The organism is Thermoplasmata archaeon (genome assembly GCA_036395115.1).
Taxonomy (GTDB): domain Archaea; phylum Thermoplasmatota; class Thermoplasmata; order RBG-16-68-12; family RBG-16-68-12; genus RBG-16-68-12.
Genome location: DASWDU010000037.1, coordinates 97,570 through 114,334, shown reverse-complemented (window position 1 = coordinate 114,334; position 16,765 = coordinate 97,570). Strand labels below are relative to the sequence as shown.

18 protein-coding genes are annotated in these 16,765 nt (G+C 66.8%); 13 read left to right on the top strand and 5 right to left on the bottom strand.

The window, feature by feature from the left end; translation table 11 throughout:
* From VF992_09545 to VF992_09535, 3 genes are all read left to right on the top strand, one after another.
* Positions 1-816: phosphoglucosamine mutase (locus tag VF992_09545; GenBank protein ID HEX9341389.1), on the top strand; the 816-nt coding region annotated here is incomplete at its 5' end.
* Entirely contained in the window at positions 813-2,039 is a 1,227-nt protein-coding gene (gene glmU / locus VF992_09540; protein HEX9341388.1) for a bifunctional sugar-1-phosphate nucleotidylyltransferase/acetyltransferase, read from the top strand. The genes VF992_09545 and glmU, both read left to right, overlap by 4 nt.
* A 9-nt stretch (positions 2,040-2,048) precedes the next feature.
* Positions 2,049-3,203, top strand: coding sequence for a glycosyltransferase family 4 protein (locus VF992_09535; protein HEX9341387.1), 1,155 nt, complete (start codon positions 2,049-2,051; stop codon positions 3,201-3,203).
* Here VF992_09535 and VF992_09530 read toward each other — a convergent pair.
* The 3 genes from VF992_09530 to VF992_09520 are packed head-to-tail and all read right to left on the bottom strand — an operon-like array spanning position 3,187 to position 5,140.
* A complete protein-coding gene (locus VF992_09530; protein HEX9341386.1) occupies positions 3,187-3,561 on the bottom strand; it encodes a Mov34/MPN/PAD-1 family protein in 375 nt (124 codons plus the stop codon). The genes VF992_09535 and VF992_09530 overlap by 17 nt on opposite strands.
* A gap of 8 nt (positions 3,562-3,569) precedes the next feature.
* Positions 3,570-4,376 (bottom strand): NAD(+)/NADH kinase, encoded by an 807-nt coding sequence (locus VF992_09525; protein HEX9341385.1) that lies wholly within the window; start codon positions 4,374-4,376, stop codon positions 3,570-3,572.
* A complete protein-coding gene (locus VF992_09520) occupies positions 4,373-5,140 on the bottom strand; it encodes an inositol monophosphatase family protein (GenBank protein HEX9341384.1) in 768 nt (255 codons plus the stop codon). Before VF992_09520 ends, VF992_09525 begins: the two co-directional genes overlap by 4 nt.
* A gap of 154 nt (positions 5,141-5,294) precedes the next feature.
* Here VF992_09520 and thsB point away from each other — a divergent pair, with 154 nt between their 5' ends.
* The 5 genes from thsB to dnaJ are packed head-to-tail and all read left to right on the top strand — an operon-like array spanning position 5,295 to position 10,976.
* Positions 5,295-6,947 carry a thermosome subunit beta gene (gene thsB / locus VF992_09515; GenBank protein ID HEX9341383.1) on the top strand — a complete coding sequence of 551 codons (1,653 nt, stop codon included), beginning with the start codon at positions 5,295-5,297 and terminating at the stop codon, positions 6,945-6,947.
* 31 nt (positions 6,948-6,978) lie between these two features.
* On the top strand, positions 6,979-7,410 hold the full coding sequence (locus VF992_09510) for an Hsp20/alpha crystallin family protein (protein ID HEX9341382.1): 432 nt from the start codon (positions 6,979-6,981) through the stop codon (positions 7,408-7,410).
* Position 7,411: 1 nt separating this feature from the next.
* A complete protein-coding gene (locus tag VF992_09505; protein ID HEX9341381.1) occupies positions 7,412-7,939 on the top strand; it encodes a nucleotide exchange factor GrpE in 528 nt (175 codons plus the stop codon).
* Positions 7,932-9,770, top strand: coding sequence for a molecular chaperone DnaK (gene dnaK, locus VF992_09500; protein ID HEX9341380.1), 1,839 nt, complete (start codon positions 7,932-7,934; stop codon positions 9,768-9,770). The genes VF992_09505 and dnaK overlap by 8 nt, the downstream gene beginning before the upstream one ends.
* Before the next feature lie 30 nt (positions 9,771-9,800).
* Positions 9,801-10,976, top strand: coding sequence for a molecular chaperone DnaJ (gene dnaJ, locus VF992_09495; GenBank protein ID HEX9341379.1), 1,176 nt, complete (start codon positions 9,801-9,803; stop codon positions 10,974-10,976).
* On the opposite strand, the gene VF992_09490 is transcribed toward dnaJ, so the two are convergent.
* Positions 10,973-11,107, bottom strand: a complete 135-nt coding sequence (locus VF992_09490) for a hypothetical protein (protein HEX9341378.1) — start codon at positions 11,105-11,107, stop codon at positions 10,973-10,975. The genes dnaJ and VF992_09490 overlap by 4 nt on opposite strands.
* Positions 11,108-11,257: 150 nt before the next feature.
* On the opposite strand from VF992_09490, the gene VF992_09485 reads away from it, so the two are divergent.
* Positions 11,258-12,016 (top strand): hypothetical protein, encoded by a 759-nt coding sequence (locus tag VF992_09485; GenBank protein HEX9341377.1) that lies wholly within the window; start codon positions 11,258-11,260, stop codon positions 12,014-12,016.
* On the opposite strand, the gene VF992_09480 is transcribed toward VF992_09485, so the two are convergent.
* Positions 12,005-12,418 (bottom strand): winged helix-turn-helix domain-containing protein, encoded by a 414-nt coding sequence (locus VF992_09480; protein HEX9341376.1) that lies wholly within the window; start codon positions 12,416-12,418, stop codon positions 12,005-12,007. The two genes, VF992_09485 and VF992_09480, sit on opposite strands and share 12 nt — an antisense overlap.
* Positions 12,419-12,571: 153 nt before the next feature.
* Here VF992_09480 and VF992_09475 point away from each other — a divergent pair, with 153 nt between their 5' ends.
* From VF992_09475 to VF992_09460, 4 genes are all read left to right on the top strand, one after another.
* Positions 12,572-12,754 carry a hypothetical protein gene (locus tag VF992_09475; GenBank protein HEX9341375.1) on the top strand — a complete coding sequence of 61 codons (183 nt, stop codon included), beginning with the start codon at positions 12,572-12,574 and terminating at the stop codon, positions 12,752-12,754.
* Positions 12,751-13,695 (top strand): hypothetical protein, encoded by a 945-nt coding sequence (locus VF992_09470; GenBank protein ID HEX9341374.1) that lies wholly within the window; start codon positions 12,751-12,753, stop codon positions 13,693-13,695. The genes VF992_09475 and VF992_09470 overlap by 4 nt, the downstream gene beginning before the upstream one ends.
* An 83-nt stretch (positions 13,696-13,778) precedes the next feature.
* Positions 13,779-15,992, top strand: coding sequence for a CDC48 family AAA ATPase (locus tag VF992_09465; GenBank protein HEX9341373.1), 2,214 nt, complete (start codon positions 13,779-13,781; stop codon positions 15,990-15,992).
* A gap of 57 nt (positions 15,993-16,049) precedes the next feature.
* Positions 16,050-16,712: a hypothetical protein gene (locus VF992_09460; protein ID HEX9341372.1), complete on the top strand. Its 663-nt coding sequence runs from the start codon at positions 16,050-16,052 to the stop codon at positions 16,710-16,712.
* Positions 16,713-16,765 lie beyond the last annotated feature (53 nt).

The window sequence follows — 16,765 nt, the reverse complement described above, 5'->3', positions numbered from 1 at the left end:
GTCGTCGATTGCGGATGTGGGGCGACGTCGACAATCACGCCCCACCTCCTCCGCCGGATGGGCTGTGACGTCGTCGCGTTGAACGCGCAGGCGGACGGCCATTTCCCGGGGCGCGATCCGGAGCCCACGGAAGAGAATCTTCGATTGCTCATGTCGACCGTGCCGGCCGCGAAGGCGGACCTGGGCATCGCCCACGACGGCGACGGGGACCGGATGGTGGCGGTGGACCACGAGGGCCGTTTCGTCGGCGGCGACGCGTTGCTGGTCCTCTTCGCGAAGCGCGAGGTGCGGCGGGGTCTCGTCGTCCCCGTCGATGCGTCGATGGTGCTCGAGGACCTGCTCCCGAAGGCAACGATTTGGCGGACGCGCGTCGGCGACGTGTACGTCGCGGCCGAGCTCAAGCGCCGCGGAGCGGACTTCGGCGGCGAGCCGTCCGGGACGTGGATCTTCCCTAAGGCCTCGTACTGCCCGGACGGGATGTACGCCGCCGCGCGCCTCGTCTCGCTGGTCGCGGAGAACCCGCTCGCCTCGCTCGTGCGCGGGATCCCGCGGTATCCGGTGATCCGCGGTGCGATCGGGTACGACGCCTCGAAGCGGCGTGCAATCGAGGCCCGTCTCGACTCCGCGATGCGGTCGCTCGCTTCGGACGTGACGACGGTCGACGGTTGGCGTCTCCAGTTCGACGACGGATGGGCGCTCGTCCGTTTCTCCGGGACAGAACCGAAAATTCGCGTCCTCGCCGAGTCGCGCGATGACGCCAGAGCAAAGGAGATATATTCTACGGTCCTATCGAGCGCGAAAGGCGCCGCCGCATGAAGGCCGTCATCCTCGCGGCCGGCGAGGGAACGCGGATGCGCCCTCTCACGGCCAACCTTCCCAAACCGCTACTACCGGTGGCGGGCAAGCCGTTCTTGCGGCACACGCTCGATGCGCTGCGGGCCGCTGGCATCTCGGAGGTGGCGATCTTGATCGGATGGCAGGGCCACCGGATTCGGGAGAGTTTCGGGGACGGCGAGGCGCTCGGCCTCTCGATCGCCTACGAGGAGCAGGCGGAGCGGCTCGGTACGGCACACGCGCTCGGTCGGATGCGCGACCACGTCGACGGTCCGTTCTTGAGCGTGAACGGGGACGTCGTCGTGTCCCGCGACGTGCTCCCGGCGATGATCGCGCATCATCGCGCCGTCCGGGGTCCCGTGATGGCGCTCGCCGAGGTGCCGGACCCTCGGGCGTTCGGCGTCGTCGAGATGGGCGACGGCAAAGTCGTCGGACTCGAGGAGAAACCGCGTCGGCCGACATCGAACCTGATCAACGCGGGCATCTACATCTTCGACGAGGACATCTTCCCGCTGATCGACAAGACGCCGAGGTCGCAGCGCGGCGAATACGAGATCACGGATACGATCCGAGCGCTGATGGCGGCGCGCGATGTCTACGGGTTTCGGATTCCGGGTGACTGGATCGACGTCGGCAGGCCGTGGGACCTCCTCCGGGCGAATGCGGCGCTCCTCGCGTCCCTCAAGGGCACGAACCACGGCGACGTCGATGCGGGCGCGACCCTCGTGGGGGAGGTCGCGGTCGAGGAAGACGCGCGCGTCCGCAAAGGCGCGTACATCGAAGGCCCGGCGATTGTGGGCGCGGGGGCGGAGATCGGGCCGAACTGCTACGTCCGGCCGGCGACGTCGATCGGGCCGAACGCGAAAGTCGGCAGCGCGTGCGAAGTCAAGAACTCGATCTTGATGGCGTCCGCGCACGTGCCTCACCAGAACTACGTCGGGGACAGCATCTTGGGCGAACGGTGCAACCTCGGCGCAGGCACGAAGGTGGCGAATCTCCGTCTCGACGAGGCGCCGGTCAAGGTCGTGTGGCGGGGGGTCGAGGTCGACACGGGGTTGCGGAAGCTCGGCGTGATCATGGGGGACGACGTGAAAGTCGGCATCAACGCGTCGATCGACGCGGGCACGATCGTCGGAGAGGAGTCGTTCATCGGGCCCGGCGCGCATGCGCGGGGCAACATCGCTCCCCGGAGCCGGATTTTCTGAGGTGGGGGCGTGCGGATCGCCCAAGTCGCACCGTGGTTCTATCCTCATCTCGGCGGCGTCGAAAGCCACGTGCGGGCGCTCTCGACGGAGCTCGCAGCCCGCGGCCATGACGTCACCGTGGTCACGACGCGACACGACCCGTCGCTCCCCGAGGAAGAGTCGATGGACGGATTCCGCGTGGTCCGCGTCAAGCCCCGGGCGATCGTCATGAGGACCCCCATCGCCCCGAAGATGCGGGCGAGATTGCGGACGCTCGAGACGGACGTCTTCCATGGGCACTTCCCTCCGCCGCTCGCCGCCCACTACGCGACGTCCGTCGCGGCCGCACGCGGGGCCCCGTCCGTCGTCACGTACCATTGCGACGTCGAGATCCCCTCCGCGTTCGGCATCCTTCTGGAGTCGGTGTACCGCCGGAGCCTCGGGGCCTCCACCCTCGACCGAGCGACGAAGGTCGTCGTCACCACGCGCACGTACGCCGCGACGAGCCGTGCGGTGTGGAAGCACAATCCGGCCGTGATCCCGAACGCCGTGGACCATCGCCGCTTTCGGCCGGACGTCGATCCGTCGCCGGTCCGGAAGACGCTGAACCTCTCGCCCGACGAGAAAGTCGTCCTGCTGGTGGGACGGATCGAGCCGCACAAAGGGATCGAGCAGTTCATCGAGGCGGCCCGGTACGTCCCCGATGCACGGTTCCTCGTCGCGGGGGACGGATCTCTCCTCCCCGCGATGAAGGGGCTCGCCGCCACGTTCGGGGTCGACGGTCGGCTCCGCTTCGTCGGCCGGGTCTCGGAGGACGGCCTCCCACGGCTCTACGCGGCGTGCGACGTCTTCGTGCTACCGAGCGTCTCGCGCCTCGAGGCGTTCGGGATCGTCGCCCTCGAGGCGATGGCGACCGGAAAGCCCGTGGTCGTGGCGGACATCCCCGGCGTCCGCGAAGTAATCGAGAACGGGAAGGAAGGCCTGCTCGCGGATCCGCTGAACGCGCAGGATTTGGCGGAAAAGATTCGCGGGCTCCTCGAGGATCCGGAGGCCCGGCAGGCGATGGGACGGCGCGGGCGAGAGAAGGTCGTCGCGTCGTTCGGCATCGAGCGCGTGACGGATCAGGTGGAGGCCCTGTACCGCTCGATCGCGGACGGCTCCGACGACGTCACGGCACGACCTTGAGCGGGATCCGTGCCCCTTTGTTCGTCCACGCCGCCCATGCCGTCTCAGAGAAGGGATGGCCGACGATGAGGTGGATGCCGCCGAACTTGTTGAACAAGGCGCGGTCCTCGTCCGACGGCTCGTAGACGCCGCTCGGATGGGAATGGACCGTGCCGACGACGGAGAAGTCCGCGGGGAGGGTGTGGAGCTGGAAGATCGCGTGGCGCTTGCCGCTGATCGTCCCGGGGACGAGGATCAGTTCCGTGATCGTGCCCTCCTCCGCGCGCAGGATGGCGCCGAACTCGTGCGGGTACATGTCCCGGGACGCCTCGAGGATCATCCGAAGGGTCTTCCGGGCGATGGCGGTAACGGGTTTCATGGATCGTCTCACTGACGGGACAGCTTCTCCTCAATGCGTCGGTAGAAGTCGTCCCGGAACCGGACGAGTTTCGCGCGGCGCTCGGAGCCGGTGAGGGCGACGTCTTCCGTGCCCTTGAGGGCGGACTCGTGCTGGCCGTCCATTACGAGCAGGCACTCCTTCGGCTTCACCAAGCGCACGTGGACCACCGACGTCGCGGGGAAGACGTGCGGACGGGACGCCGGCTTGAAGGGAGCGATCGCCGTCGCGATGATGGCGTCGACCCGAGGATCGACGATCGGGCCGCCGGCCGACATCGAGTAGGACGTCGAGCCGGTCGCGGTCGCGACGATCAGACCATCCGCGCGGACCCGTTCCACGACTTCATCGTCGAGGCGGATTTCGAAGTGCCGGATCTTCGCGATCTGTGCCGTATGGACGACCGCCTCGTTCGTGCAGTCGAACATCCGCTCACCGTCGACGGTGACCTTGAGCCGCATGCGTTCCTCGACCTTGTAGTCGCCCCGCAAGACCCGGTCCAGGTAGGCGTCCGCCTCGTTCGAATTCACCTCGGCGAGGAAGCCGAGGGAGCCCGAATTGATGCCGAGGACCTTCGAATCGCAGAGTTGGAGGGCCCGCAGGATCGTGCCGTCCCCGCCGATCGCCAGGACGACGTCCGCCCGCATGTGGGCGAGCGGCTGGCCCTTGCGGTCGAGGGCCCGAGCCAGCTCCGGTTCGAGGAGGACGTCCTGTTTCGGCTCGAGCCGCGCGAGGACCTGCTTCGCCGCTTCGAGGGCGCTCGGGATGTGCGGGTTCGCGGTGATGCCCAATTTCATCGGATCGACTCCCACGCGCGGCGGTCCCCGACCGCCACGAGATCGGTTCGGGCCGTCGGGCTCAGGGGCAGTTCGAGGTCGCGGCCGCCCAAGTCCAGGACGAAACCGCCCGCCTCCCGTACGATGAGCGTGCCCCCGGCGATGTCGACCGCGCGGAGCTTCGTCTCGACGACGGCGCTGTGCATGTAGTACATGTCCGCTGCCCCTCGCGCGACGAGGCAAAGGTCGAGCGATGCGGCGCCGAGGTTGCGCACGCGACGCGCGAGGCTCGCGATCCGCGACGCATCGGGAGCCGCGTTCGTTCCGAGGTACACGCTGACGAGGGCGTCCGCCGGATCGTACGGGCGCACGCGGATCGGGCTCCCGTTCAAGAGCGAGCCGCCTCCCTTCGCCGCATAGTACGTCGCCCCGGAGACGAGATCCCGGACGAGCGCCTCCTGCACGTCGCTCAGGCGTTCGTGGCCGATGGCGAGGGAGACCGAATAGGCGGGGACGCCGCGAAGCGCGTTGTGGGTCCCGTCGATCGGATCGAGGACAAGGGTCGCCTGCCCCCCGCGTTCGATGAAGCCGGCCTCCTCGCTCAGGACGTTCAGGGAGGCCCCTTCGTAGTCGAGGACGCGGAGGACCGCCTCTTCGGCGACCTGGTCGATGCGGGCGCTCGGACCGCCGTCCGCACCGCGTCCCACGACGTCCCCTGGGTTTCCCTGCATCGCCGCGACGGCATGCTGGACTGCGTCCGCCGCCTCGAGGAGAATCCCCTTCACGGGCCGACCTACCGCCTCTCCCGATATAGAATTATGGGAGTCCGAGGCAAGCCGGCAGTCGCCGTCCGAGGGACGGGCCCACGGCTCGTTATCCTTATATAGAAGTCTCGACATAGGCGGGACCCCGAATCCGGATTTCGGAGGAACATCCATGATGCCAGCAGGGACCCAGATACTCGTTTTGAAAGAAGGCACGCGCCGCGATCGCGGCAAGGGAGCGCAGTTCAACAACATCGCGGCCGCCAAAGCGGTCGCCGACGCGGTACGGTCGACCCTCGGGCCGCGGGGGATGGACAAGATGCTCGTCGACAGCCTCGGGGACGTCGTCATCACGAACGATGGCGTGACGATCCTCAAGGAGATCGACATCGAGCATCCGGCCGCCAAGATGCTCGTCGAGGTCGCGAAGACCCAAGACGAGGAAGCCGGCGACGGCACGACGACGGCCGTCATCCTGGCGGGCGAGCTGCTCAAGAAGGCCGAAGACCTGATCGAGCAGAACATCCACCCGACCGTCATCGCGGCCGGGTACCGGCAGGCCGCGGAGAAGGCCCGCGAGGTCCTCGAGAAGGTCGCGATGAAAATCTCGATCAAGGACGCGGACATCCTGAAGAAGGTCGCGATGACCGCGATGTCCTCGAAGTCGTCCAGCGGCCACAAGGAACTCTTGGCCGACATCTCCGTGAAGGCCGTCTCCACCGTCGCGGAGCAGCGCGCGGACAACTCCTACTTCGTGGACGATGACAACATCCAAGTCGTGAAGAAGCAGGGCGGCTCGATCGCGGACACATCGCTCGTCGACGGCGTCATCATCGACAAGGAGCGCGTGCATCCCGGCATGCCGTCCGAAGTCAAGGAGGCGAAGATCGCCCTCGTCGACGCGGCGCTCGAGGTCAAGAAGACCGAGATCGACGCGAAGATCGAGATCACCGACCCGGCGCAGCTCCAGGCGTTCCTCAACGAGGAGGAATCGATGCTGAAGCGCATGGTCGACATCGTCAAGAAGAGCGGCGCGACCGTCATCTTCTGCCAGAAGGGCATCGACGACCTCGCGCAGCACTACCTCGCGAAGGAGAACATCTACGCCGTGCGCCGCGTCAAGAAGTCCGACATGGAGAAGCTCGCGAAGGCGACGGGCGGCAAGGTCGTCACGAAGCTCGACGAGCTCTCCAAGGACGACCTCGGGTACGCCAAGCTCGTCTACGAGAAGAAGATCGGCGAGGACGAGATGACGTTCGTGACCGGTTGCAAGAACCCGAAGGCCATGTCGATCCTCATTCGGGGCGGCACGGAGCATGTCGTCGACGAGGTCGAGCGGTCCCTCGAGGACGCGACGAGCGTCGTCGCGGTCGCGATCGAGGACGGCAAGGTGATCACGGGCGGCGGCTCGAGCGCGACGGAGATCGCCCTGGCCCTGCGCGACCACGCCTCGACCGTTGGCGGGAGGGAGCAGATCGCGATCGAGTCGTTCGCGGACGCCGTCGAAGCGATCCCGCGGACCCTCGCCGAGAACGCGGGCCTGGACCCGATCGACATCCTGATCGAGCTTCGCAAGGAGCATAAGAAGGGCAACAAGTACGCTGGGATCAACGTCTTCACGGGCAAAGTCTCCGACATGAAGAAGGAGAACGTGATCGAGCCGATCCGGGTCGGCACCCAGGCGATTTCCTCGGCTACCGACGCGGCGGTCATGGTGCTCCGCATCGACGACGTCATCGCGGCAAAGGCCGGCGCGGGCGGCGGAAAGGGCGGCCCCGGCAAGGGCGGCGAAGGCGGCGAGGGCGGAGGCGAAGGCGAGGAATTCTGAGGGCCCCCGGAAGGGCCCTCAGGTGGTCCCGATGGTCTCCCAACCGTCGGACGAGGGCGAAGGCTTTACCGGTGACGTCGGCCGCCTCCTGAGGCGCCTCGACGCGCACCGCAGCCTCCCCGCCGTGGCGGCGACCCGGGTCCCGGTCCTCGGGCCTCCCTCCGCGGTCGCAGACGAGCGACCCGTCGAGGCGGGCGCCGTCGACGTCGTCGTGACGCCGGCCCGGATCTACGTCACGCTCGAGCTTCCCGGCGCATCGAGGGAGACCCTCGAGGTCACGACGACGGACACGCGGTTGACTGTTCATGCACTGATGGCGGACGGCCGCGTCTTCCATCGGGATATGGATCTCGCGCACTCCGTCGAACCGGAAGCCGTGACGGCGACGTATCGGAACGGCGTGCTCGACGTGACTCTCCCGCGACGGCGCGGGCACAGGGTACGGGTGCGGAGGGGTCCGTAGGATGGCGGAAGAGACGCCCGCCGTGCAACGCGAAGAGCGTGCCGCGGCCGAGCCGCCCGTGCCGCCGGCGAGTCGGGACGAGGTCGCGGAGTTGCGCCGCGAGAACGAGGAGCTCCTCACTCGGCTCAAGTACCTCCAGGCGGAGTTCGAGAACTACCGCAAGCGGGCCGAGCGCGACACGGAGACGATCCTGAAGTTCGCCCAAGAGACCCTCCTCGCCCGCCTCCTGCCGGTCCTCGACGAACTCGACGCCGCGGTCGCGAAGCTGGACGGCCGCGCGGGGGAAGGCGTCCGGATGGTCCGGGGCAACCTCCAGAAGGCGCTCCAGGCCGCCGGGCTCCAAGAGGTCCCCGCCCTCGGGCTCCCATTCGACCCGTACCTCATGGACTGCGTCCAACGGGTCCCAGACAAAGGTTCAAGAGAAGGCGTCGTGAAGGAAGTCGTGCGCAAAGGGTACCGCTACCACGAGCGGGTGTTGCGACCCGCGCAAGTCATCGTCGTCAACGGCGGAGGTGAGGCCAATGGCTAAGATTATCGGAATCGACCTCGGCACCACGAATTCGGAAGGGGCGTACATGGAAGGGGGAACGCCGAAGATCATCCCGAGCGCGGAAGGCAGCGCCTACGGCGGGAAGATGTTCCCGTCCGTCGTCGCCTTCACGAAGGACGGGATCCTGGTCGGCGAGCCGGCGAAGCGCCAGGCCGTCCTGAACCCCGAGAAGACGATCATGCAGATCAAGCGGAAGATGGGGACGGACTACAAGGTGAAGATCGACGGGAAGGACTACACGCCCCCGGAGATTTCCGCGATGATCCTCCGCAAGATCAAGGCGGACGCGGAGGCGTACCTGGGCGAGAAGCTCTCGCAGGCCGTCATCACCGTGCCGGCGTACTTCAACGACAACCAGCGTCAGGCGACGAAGGATGCGGGCAAGATCGCGGGTCTCGAGGTGCTGCGGCTCGTGAACGAGCCGACGGCCGCCGCCCTCGCGTACGGCCTGGACAAGAAGGGCGAGGGCAAGATCTGCGTCCTGGACCTCGGCGGCGGCACGTTCGACGTCACCCTGATGGAGATGGGCGACGGCGTCTTCGAGGTCGTGTCCACGTCCGGCGACACACAGCTGGGCGGCATGGACATGGACAACGCCCTGATCCAGTGGCTCGTCACGGAGTTCCGTCGGGACCACGTCGTCGACCTGTCGGGGGACCGCCAGGCGATGCAGCGGCTCCGGGACGCCGCGGAGAAGGCGAAGATCGAGCTGTCCTCGACCGCGGAGACGACGATCAACCTCCCGTTCATCGCTCAGAAGGAGGGCCAGCCGTTGCACCTCGAGAAGAAGCTCACGCGAGCGAAGCTTGAGCAGCTCGTCGAGCCGGTCCTCGAGCGCCTCGATGGGCCGATCCGCCAGGCGTTCAAGGACGGCGGTTGGCAATTCTCTAACGTGGGCCATGTCATCCTCGTGGGCGGCCCGACCCGAATGCCCGTCGTAAGGGAACGATTCGAGAAGATCCTCGGGCGTCCCGCGGAACGGGGCGTCGACCCGATGCAGTGCGTCGCGCTCGGCGCGGCGATCCAGGGCGCCGTCCTGAGCGGCGAGGTCAAGGACATCCTCCTGCTCGACGTGACGCCGCTCAGCCTCGGCGTCGAGACCCTCGGCGGTGTCTTCACGAAACTGATCGAACGGAACTCGACGATCCCGACGCGGAAGAGCGAGATTTTCACCACGGCGGCGGACAGCCAGTCGAGCGTCGAGGTCCACGTCCTGCAAGGCGAGCGGGCGATGACCTCCGACAACGTCAGCCTCGGCCGTTTCTACTTGACGGGCATGCCACCGGCCCCGCGCGGCGTGCCGAAAATCGAGGTGACCTTTGACATCGACGCGAACGGCATCCTGAACGTCAGCGCGAAAGACCTCGCCACCGGGAAGACCGAGAAACTCACGATCATGGCGCCGCAGCGGATGGACCAGGGAAAGATCGACCAGGCGATGCGCGACGCGGAGAGCCACGCGGAGGAAGACCGCCGGCGGCGGGATCTCGTCGAGCTGCGCAACCACGCCGACCAGCTCGTCTATGCCACGGAGAAGCTCCTCAAGGAACACGGATCCGCGATCTCCGAGGCCACCCGGACGTCCGTCGAGCAGAAGCTCGAGGCCCTCAAGAAGGTCCTTCAGACGGACGACATCTCGAAGCTCCGTGCCTCCGTCGACGCACTGAACGCCGAGGCTCAGAAGATCGGCGTCGAGATGTACGGGAAGGGCGGCCCCGCCGCTGCGCCCCCGCCGGGCGCCGGCGATGCCAGCGAGCCGTCCGACTCGGGGGTCGTGGACGCGGACTTCGAGGACGTCGACAAGAGGTGAGCGGAGGCTCTGGGGCGGGATGGGCGCCGGATGACCGACCTTGACTACTACGAGGTCCTCGGCGTCCCGCGAGGGGCGTCGAAGGACGACATCAAGCGCGCGTACCGCCGGCTCGCGAAGAAGTACCACCCGGACCTGAACAAGGACGACCCGAAGGCGGCGGAAGAGAAGTTCAAGCAGGTCTCCGAGGCGTACGAGGCGCTCATCGACGATGACAAGCGGCGGATCTACGACCAGTTCGGCGCCGAGGGCCTGAAGCAGCAAGTGTGGGGCGGCCAAGGCTTCGACTGGTCCCGCTTCACGCACGCGTCGGACATCGAAGACATCTTCGGCCGGGACTTCTTCGAGTCGTTCTTCGGCCGGTCGGGCGGGCTGGGCGGCTCTCTCTTCGAGCAGTTCTTCGGCGGGGGCGTCGTCGGCCGCCGGCGCGGGCCCGCGGCGGGCCTCGACACCCAGGTCGAGGTCGAGCTGACCCTCGAGGACGTCGCCCGCGGCGGCCGCAAGGAGATCACGGTCCGGTATCCGATGACCTGCCCGGCGTGCCGGGGGACCGGCGCGGAAGGCGAGCGGCTTGTCACGTGCCCGACCTGCGCGGGTCGTGGGCAGGTGAGCAGCGCCCAGCGGCGCGGCCACAGCCAGTTCATCACGATCACGACGTGCCCGAAATGCAATGGTCGAGGGCAATGGCCGGAGGCCCCGTGCGACCGGTGCCACGGCGCCGGCCGCGTCGAGGAAGACCGGACGATCGCGGTCGACATCCCGCCCGGGGTGCCGGACGGGGTCCGCCTCCGCGTGCCGGGACGCGGCCTCGCCGGCGAGGCGGGCGCGCCGCCGGGGGACCTGTACGTCGGCATCCGCGTCGCCCCGCACGAACGGTTCGTCCGGGACGGGGATGACGTGCTCATCGACCTGCCGATCTCCATCACCCAAGCCGCGCTCGGCACGGAGGTCGAGGTCCCGACGCTTGACGGGCGGAGTCGCCTGCAGGTCCCCGGGGGGATCCAGAGCCACACCTTGCTCCGGTTGCGGGGGAAGGGGCTCCCGGCGTTCCAGGGGCGCGGCCGGGGCGATGAGCTCGTGCGCGTGATCGTCGTCACGCCGACCCGGTTGACCGCCGAGGAGCGTCGGTTGTTGGAGCAGCTGGGCGGGCTCCGAGCCGAGAATGACGGCCCCCGGGGCGTCTTCGATCGGTTCCGGAAGCCTTAGGGAGAGGGAATTCCCGCCAAGTACGACACGAGCTTGATCATCCCGTAGAACGCGACGAGGGCGCCCACGACGGTCACGATTGCCAGCGCATCTCGGAGAAGCAAGCCCTTCGCGTCGAGTTCCGGAGCCACCTGTTCCTGCAGAATATGAATCTCCTCCCGACACGATTCGGGAGATGGATATGAATCGGTTCCGACGTAATAATCACGCTTGTGAATCATTTATGAAAACGGCCGATTCGCGCAAGGATTATCCGACGGCGTTCGGTTCGTCCGGGTGCCTTGCGCAAGGTCCTCGGCATCCTGACGGAAGACTTCCGGCTTTACCACGACCTCGTCGCGGCGCTCAAGGCGCGTGACCTCCCGTTCGCCAGCCTTTCGTTCGCCCGCCGAATCCCGGAGTCGGTCGGGGCGATCCTCACGTCCTCCGCCGAAGCGGCGAAGATCCGCTTCCCGTACGTCGTCCGGGTCGACGACATCGATGCGTCGATCGCGAAGGCGCTCCAACTGCTCAAGGGCAAGGCGGCCTGGCGGGAGCTCTGGATCGGCGTGGACCCGGGCCGCGAGCCCGGGGTCGCGATCGTCGGGGATGGGGACGTGATCGACACGCGGATCGCCGCGAGTCCGGAGGCCGTCGCATTCCACGTCCATCAGGCCGTCCGGACGTTCCCTGCGGAGGAGGTGAAGGTGCGCGTCGGTCACGGCGACCCCACAAATCGGAATCGCATTCTGAACGCGCTCTCGCGGGACCGCTTGCGCGTGGAGATCGTCGACGAGGCGGGGACGACCCATCGGAGCCCCCAGCCGGACGTCGATGCGGCGATCGAGATCGCTCGCACGCCGGGTCGGCGGGCCGTCCCCCCGTTCGAGATCCGCCCGACGCCGGGGGAGGTCCGCGAGATTCAGCGGCGCTCCCGCCTCGGGAGCGGAGGCGTCGTGACGATCTCTTCGGAGCTTGCCGGAGCCGTCGCCCGAGGCGAACTTTCCCTTGACGAGGCGATCGAGCGCGCGCGGCGCAAGGAACGCGGCTCAAAGCGCTAGGCTGTACCGAGCCTCGAGTTCCTTCCTCCGCTTGAAGTACATCTCTTCCGCGATTTCGCCGGCGGCGAGTTTCGATTCGAGCGCCTCGAGTTCCCGATCGAAGTCCGTGCGGAAGCCGGTCGTGTACTCCTTCACGACGCGCTCGAGCAAGTCGAGGAGGTCTCGCCCTCGCTGCGTCACCTGATACACGATTCGCGGGCGCCCGTTCGGCGGAAACACCGCGGCTCGGTCGACGAGTCCCCAGGAGAACAGTTCAGCGAGTTGCTTGTCGACCGAGGTCCGCCGGATTTTCAATTTCTTCGCGAGGTCCTCGGGATGATCGAAGCCCTGCTGGAGCAATCGGAGGATTTGGCGGCGCGTCTCCGAGGCCGCAATCCGGATGAGCTCCAAGGGCTCCGCCATCTCCACGGCCGAGTCGCTTCAGCGTACTTCAACGTTCTTCCACCGCATCTTGGTCGACATCTCCCTGCGAGGAGATGATGTCAGCAACCCGGCGGACGTTGTCATTTTTATCCGCGACGTTTGTATAAATAACTCCGCCCCCATCGACACTCTATGTTCGGGATAGAGAACGCGGGATTGGCTGAGTTCCTGTTTCGTTTCCGTGCGGACGCCGCGATGAGAGCCGATCGAGACCGGGGAACGCCTCCGTACCCGATCCCGGAGACGCCTCTCGGGGTCCTCGTGCGGAAGGAAATGTATTTCGCGGCGGCGAACGCTCCCCGGTGGAACCGATGAGGCGCAAGGACATCCTTCGGAAGCTCGAGGAGCGCCTCGCCCGCGGCGAGATTTCGGAGACGACGTACCTCGAAATCAAGGCCCGCTATGACGCGGAGCCGGAAGGGACGGAGGAACCCGAGCCGCGCGAGCCTTCGGTCGAGCCGCTCGAGGCTACGATCGGTGCGGCGGTTGCGGAGGCGACGGAGCAAGCCACGAGCGCCGCCGCGGATGCCACCCGAGTTGCCGCGGACGCGGCCCGCGCGGTGAGTGATGCGATGCGCGCCGTGGACTTTTCCGGCATCGGAACGGTCCTCAGCGACGAGGCGATTAAGATCGTCGGCTCTGGCGTGGTGAGCGGAAATCCGGTGAAGACCGTCGAGTTCCGATCCGCCGGCAACGCGAGAGTCCAGGGCCCCCTCGTGGCCGACGTCGCCCGCATTGCCGGATCGTGCAGCTGCGAGGGCGACGTGACGGTTGACGAGTTCCGCTGCGCCGGTTCGACTCGAATCTCGGGCACGTTGCGAGCGGACGAGGTCGAGTCGAGCGGATCTTTGCAGGTGGAGGGCGACATCGAGGTGGACGAGATTTCATCCAGCGGCTCCCTGCAGGTCAAAGGCAAGGTCCACGCAGAGGACTTCCACTCCTCGGGGTCCGTCCGCATCGATAGTGGTTTGGAGGCCGAGGACATCGACATCGAGTTGGGCGGGACCTCCCGCATCCCGAAGATCCACGGCGAGCAGATTCGAGTGAAAGCCACGGGAGCCTTCTTTCGCGTTCGGGGGGAGCTCATCGCGGACCGAATCGAAGGTGAGGAGGTCTCGCTCGAGGCGACCACGGCATCGTCGGTGTACGGCGAAGAGGTCCAGATCGGACCGCACTGCCACATCGACCTGGTCGAGGCAAGGGACCTCGTCGTGCACCAGTCCAGCGAGGTCAAGGAGCGGCGCACCATCTCGTGATTCCCCGCCATATTCGCGCGCGTGTCCGACAAGGCGATTATGGGACAACAACATAGAAATAGGCCCGAGGAGTTGAAAGCCGTGTGTCGGAGCGCATCGTGCTCAAGGTCGCCGAGGCGCCCCAATCCGACGTCGGTCTGGGGAGGGCGCGGGTCGACACGAAGACCCGGGTCGCCCTGGGAGTCGACGTCGGCGAGATTATCCAGATTATCGGGAAGAAGTCGACGGCGGCGAAGCTCTTCCGCGTGATGCAGGAAGACGAAGGCAAGAGCATCATTCGGATCGACGGCCTCGTGCGTCGGAACGTCGGCGTCAGCCTCGGGGACAAGGTCGAGGTCCGCAAGGCGGAAGTCCTGCCCGCGGAACGCATCACGATCGCCCCGATCATCAGCGAGGGCCACAAGATTTCCTTCGGCCAAGGGATCGAGAACTTCGTGAAGCGAGGGCTCCTGAAGCGCCCGCTGAACAAAGGCGACGTGGTCATCGTCCCCGGCATCGCGCTCATGGGCGGCGCCCTCCCGTTCATGGTCATCAGCACGGCGCCCAAGGGCATCGTCCAGATCCAGGACGACACGATCATCGAGATGAAAGAGGAACCCGTCCGCGAGGGCGAAGTCCTCACGCCGACCGTCACCTACGAGGACATCGGCGGCCTGAAGGAAGAGCTCATGAAGGTCCGCGAGATGATCGAGCTTCCGCTGAAGCACGCGGAGCTGTTCGAGCGCCTCGGCATCGATCCCCCGAAAGGGGTCCTCCTGTACGGTCCGCCGGGGACCGGCAAGACGCTCATCGCCAAGGCCGTCGCGAACGAGGCGGGAGCGAACTTCTACTCCATCCAGGGCCCGGAGATCATGTCCAAGTATTACGGCCAGAGCGAAGAGCGCCTCCGGGAGAAGTTCGAGGAGGCGCAGAAGAATGCGCCGAGCGTCCTGTTCATCGACGAGCTCGACTCCATCGCCCCGAAGCGGGAAGAGGTTACCGGTGAGGTCGAGCGTCGGGTCGTCGCGCAGCTCCTCACCCTCATGGACGGCCTTTCGGGCCGAGGTCAGGTCATCGTCATCGGCGCGACGAACCGCGACGAGGCGATCGATCCCGCGTTGCGTCGGCCGGGCCGCTTCGATCGCGAGATCGAGATCGGCGTTCCGGACCGGATGGGTCGGAAGGAGGTCTTGCAGATCCACACGCGAGGCATGCCGATCGAAGGCGCCGAAGACGATCGGGACCGGCTTCTTTCCGAACTCGCCGACGTGTGCCACGGCTTCGTGGGGGCGGACCTCGCCGCTCTCGCCCGAGAAGCGGCGATGAAGACGTTGCGGCGGTACCTCCCGGACATCGACCTCGACAAGCCAATCCCCGCGGAGACGCTGGAGAAGATGCGCGTGACGAGCGAAGACTTCAAGCTCGCGCTGAAGGAGGTCGAGCCGAGCGCGATGCGGGAGGTCCTCGTCGAGGTGCCGCGCATCAATTGGTCCGACGTCGGAGGGCTCGAGGACGTGAAGACGAAGCTGCGCGAGGCCGTCGAGATGCCCCTCAAGGATCCGGAGGCGTTCAAGCGGATGGGCATTCGGCCGCCGCGCGGGATCTTGCTCTACGGCCCGCCCGGGAGCGGCAAGACGCTGCTCGCCAAAGCCGTCGCCACGGAGTCCGAGGCGAACTTCATCTCGATCAAGGGGCCGGAGGTCATGTCGAAATGGGTCGGCGAATCGGAGAAGGCCGTCCGCATGATCTTCAAGAAGGCGAAGCAGGTCGCCCCCTGTATCATCTTCCTCGACGAGCTCGACGCGATCGCCCATGTCCGTGGATTCGACTCGGATAGCGGCGTGAGCGAGCGGGTCGTGAACCAGCTCCTGACGTCGATGGACGGCCTCGAGTCCCTCGAGGGTGTCGTCGTGATCGGCGCGACGAACCGTCCGGACCGGCTCGATCCGGCGATGCTCCGCACGGGCCGGTTCGACCGCATCGTGCTCGTGCCGACCCCGAACAGGGAGGCGCGCCTCGCGATCCTCAAGGTGCACACGAGGACGATGCCCCTCGACGGCGTCGACCTCGAAGAGCTCGCGGTCGACCTCGACGGCTACTCCGGCGCGGACATCGAAGGGTTGTGCCGCGAGGCCGCGATGATCGCGCTCCGGGAGAGCAAGCAGGCGAGCCGCGTGTCGACGGCGCACTTCCAGGAAGCGGGGAAGGTCGTCCGCCCGAGCATTGATGCGGACACGATCAAGTTCTACGAGGAATTCGACAAGCGCTTCAAGAAGGGCGTCGAGCGGAAGCGCGAGGAGAGCGTCCTGTACCGCTGACGTCCCGCGAACTCACGTCGGACCTTATTTATCCACCCCCTTGCTTGCAGGTTTTCGATGCATCCGCGCGATGTGCTGCGGGCCTGGGTCCAACGCGCCGTACGGCTCGGTCCCGCCCGGCTCGCCCTCGGCCTCTCCATCCTCCTCGCCCTCCCCGCCCTCGCGCTGCCCGTTTGGTCCATGGGCGCCTTCACGGGCAACACGCAGGACGTCAGCAGCTTCTCGTGGACGACGATGGCGACGGACCGGTTCCGGAACGGAATATGGACGCAAACGACGATCGTCCCGTACGGCTCCAGCCCTTTCCCTGCGATCGGAGGGGTCCTAGGCCTCTCCTACGCCCTCGATGTCGCGTTCCTCCTCCTGGCGGCCGTCGTCTTCGCGATGTTCTCGCTCAAGATCGGGCGGACGATGTCGACGCTGGGCCTCCTCGTGACTGCCCTCCTCGCCGTCGGGGTCGGGCTCCTCGCCATCTTCTATCCGATCGTCGCAATTCCGGGAGCCGCCACGACCGACCTGGGTACGTTCACGGTGGGCGGGTTCTGGGGGAACACGAACACCGGCTCGACGCAGTGGTCGTGGGGAGCGGGCCTAGGATGGTGGTTCGTGCTCATCTCTGTCGTCCTCGGAATCTTCGGTGCCAGCCTTCCCTATCTGAAGAGCATCCGGTCGATGACGCCTCCTCCGCCGCCGGAGGACTGGACGCCCCCGGCGCGCTAATCGCGCATCGCGGCGGAATGTTCATATATCGTGCGTCGGATGTCTGTCGGACA

What these genes read in the sequence shown, in the direction of transcription:
- glmU (HEX9341388.1), top strand. Translation starts at nt 813, where the DNA reads ATGAAGGCCGTCATCCTCGCGGCCGGCGAGGGAACGCGGATGCGCCCT.
- VF992_09530 (HEX9341386.1), bottom strand. Translation starts at nt 3,561, where the DNA reads ATGAAACCCGTTACCGCCATCGCCCGGAAGACCCTTCGGATGATCCTC.
- VF992_09525 (HEX9341385.1), bottom strand. Translation starts at nt 4,376, where the DNA reads ATGAAATTGGGCATCACCGCGAACCCGCACATCCCGAGCGCCCTCGAA.
- thsB (HEX9341383.1), top strand. Translation starts at nt 5,295, where the DNA reads ATGCCAGCAGGGACCCAGATACTCGTTTTGAAAGAAGGCACGCGCCGC.
- VF992_09510 (HEX9341382.1), top strand. Translation starts at nt 6,979, where the DNA reads ATGGTCTCCCAACCGTCGGACGAGGGCGAAGGCTTTACCGGTGACGTC.
- VF992_09505 (HEX9341381.1), top strand. Translation starts at nt 7,412, where the DNA reads ATGGCGGAAGAGACGCCCGCCGTGCAACGCGAAGAGCGTGCCGCGGCC.
- dnaK (HEX9341380.1), top strand. Translation starts at nt 7,932, where the DNA reads ATGGCTAAGATTATCGGAATCGACCTCGGCACCACGAATTCGGAAGGG.
- dnaJ (HEX9341379.1), top strand. Translation starts at nt 9,801, where the DNA reads ATGACCGACCTTGACTACTACGAGGTCCTCGGCGTCCCGCGAGGGGCG.
- VF992_09480 (HEX9341376.1), bottom strand. Translation starts at nt 12,418, where the DNA reads ATGGCGGAGCCCTTGGAGCTCATCCGGATTGCGGCCTCGGAGACGCGC.
- VF992_09475 (HEX9341375.1), top strand. Translation starts at nt 12,572, where the DNA reads ATGTTCGGGATAGAGAACGCGGGATTGGCTGAGTTCCTGTTTCGTTTC.
- VF992_09470 (HEX9341374.1), top strand. Translation starts at nt 12,751, where the DNA reads ATGAGGCGCAAGGACATCCTTCGGAAGCTCGAGGAGCGCCTCGCCCGC.
- VF992_09460 (HEX9341372.1), top strand. Translation starts at nt 16,050, where the DNA reads ATGCATCCGCGCGATGTGCTGCGGGCCTGGGTCCAACGCGCCGTACGG.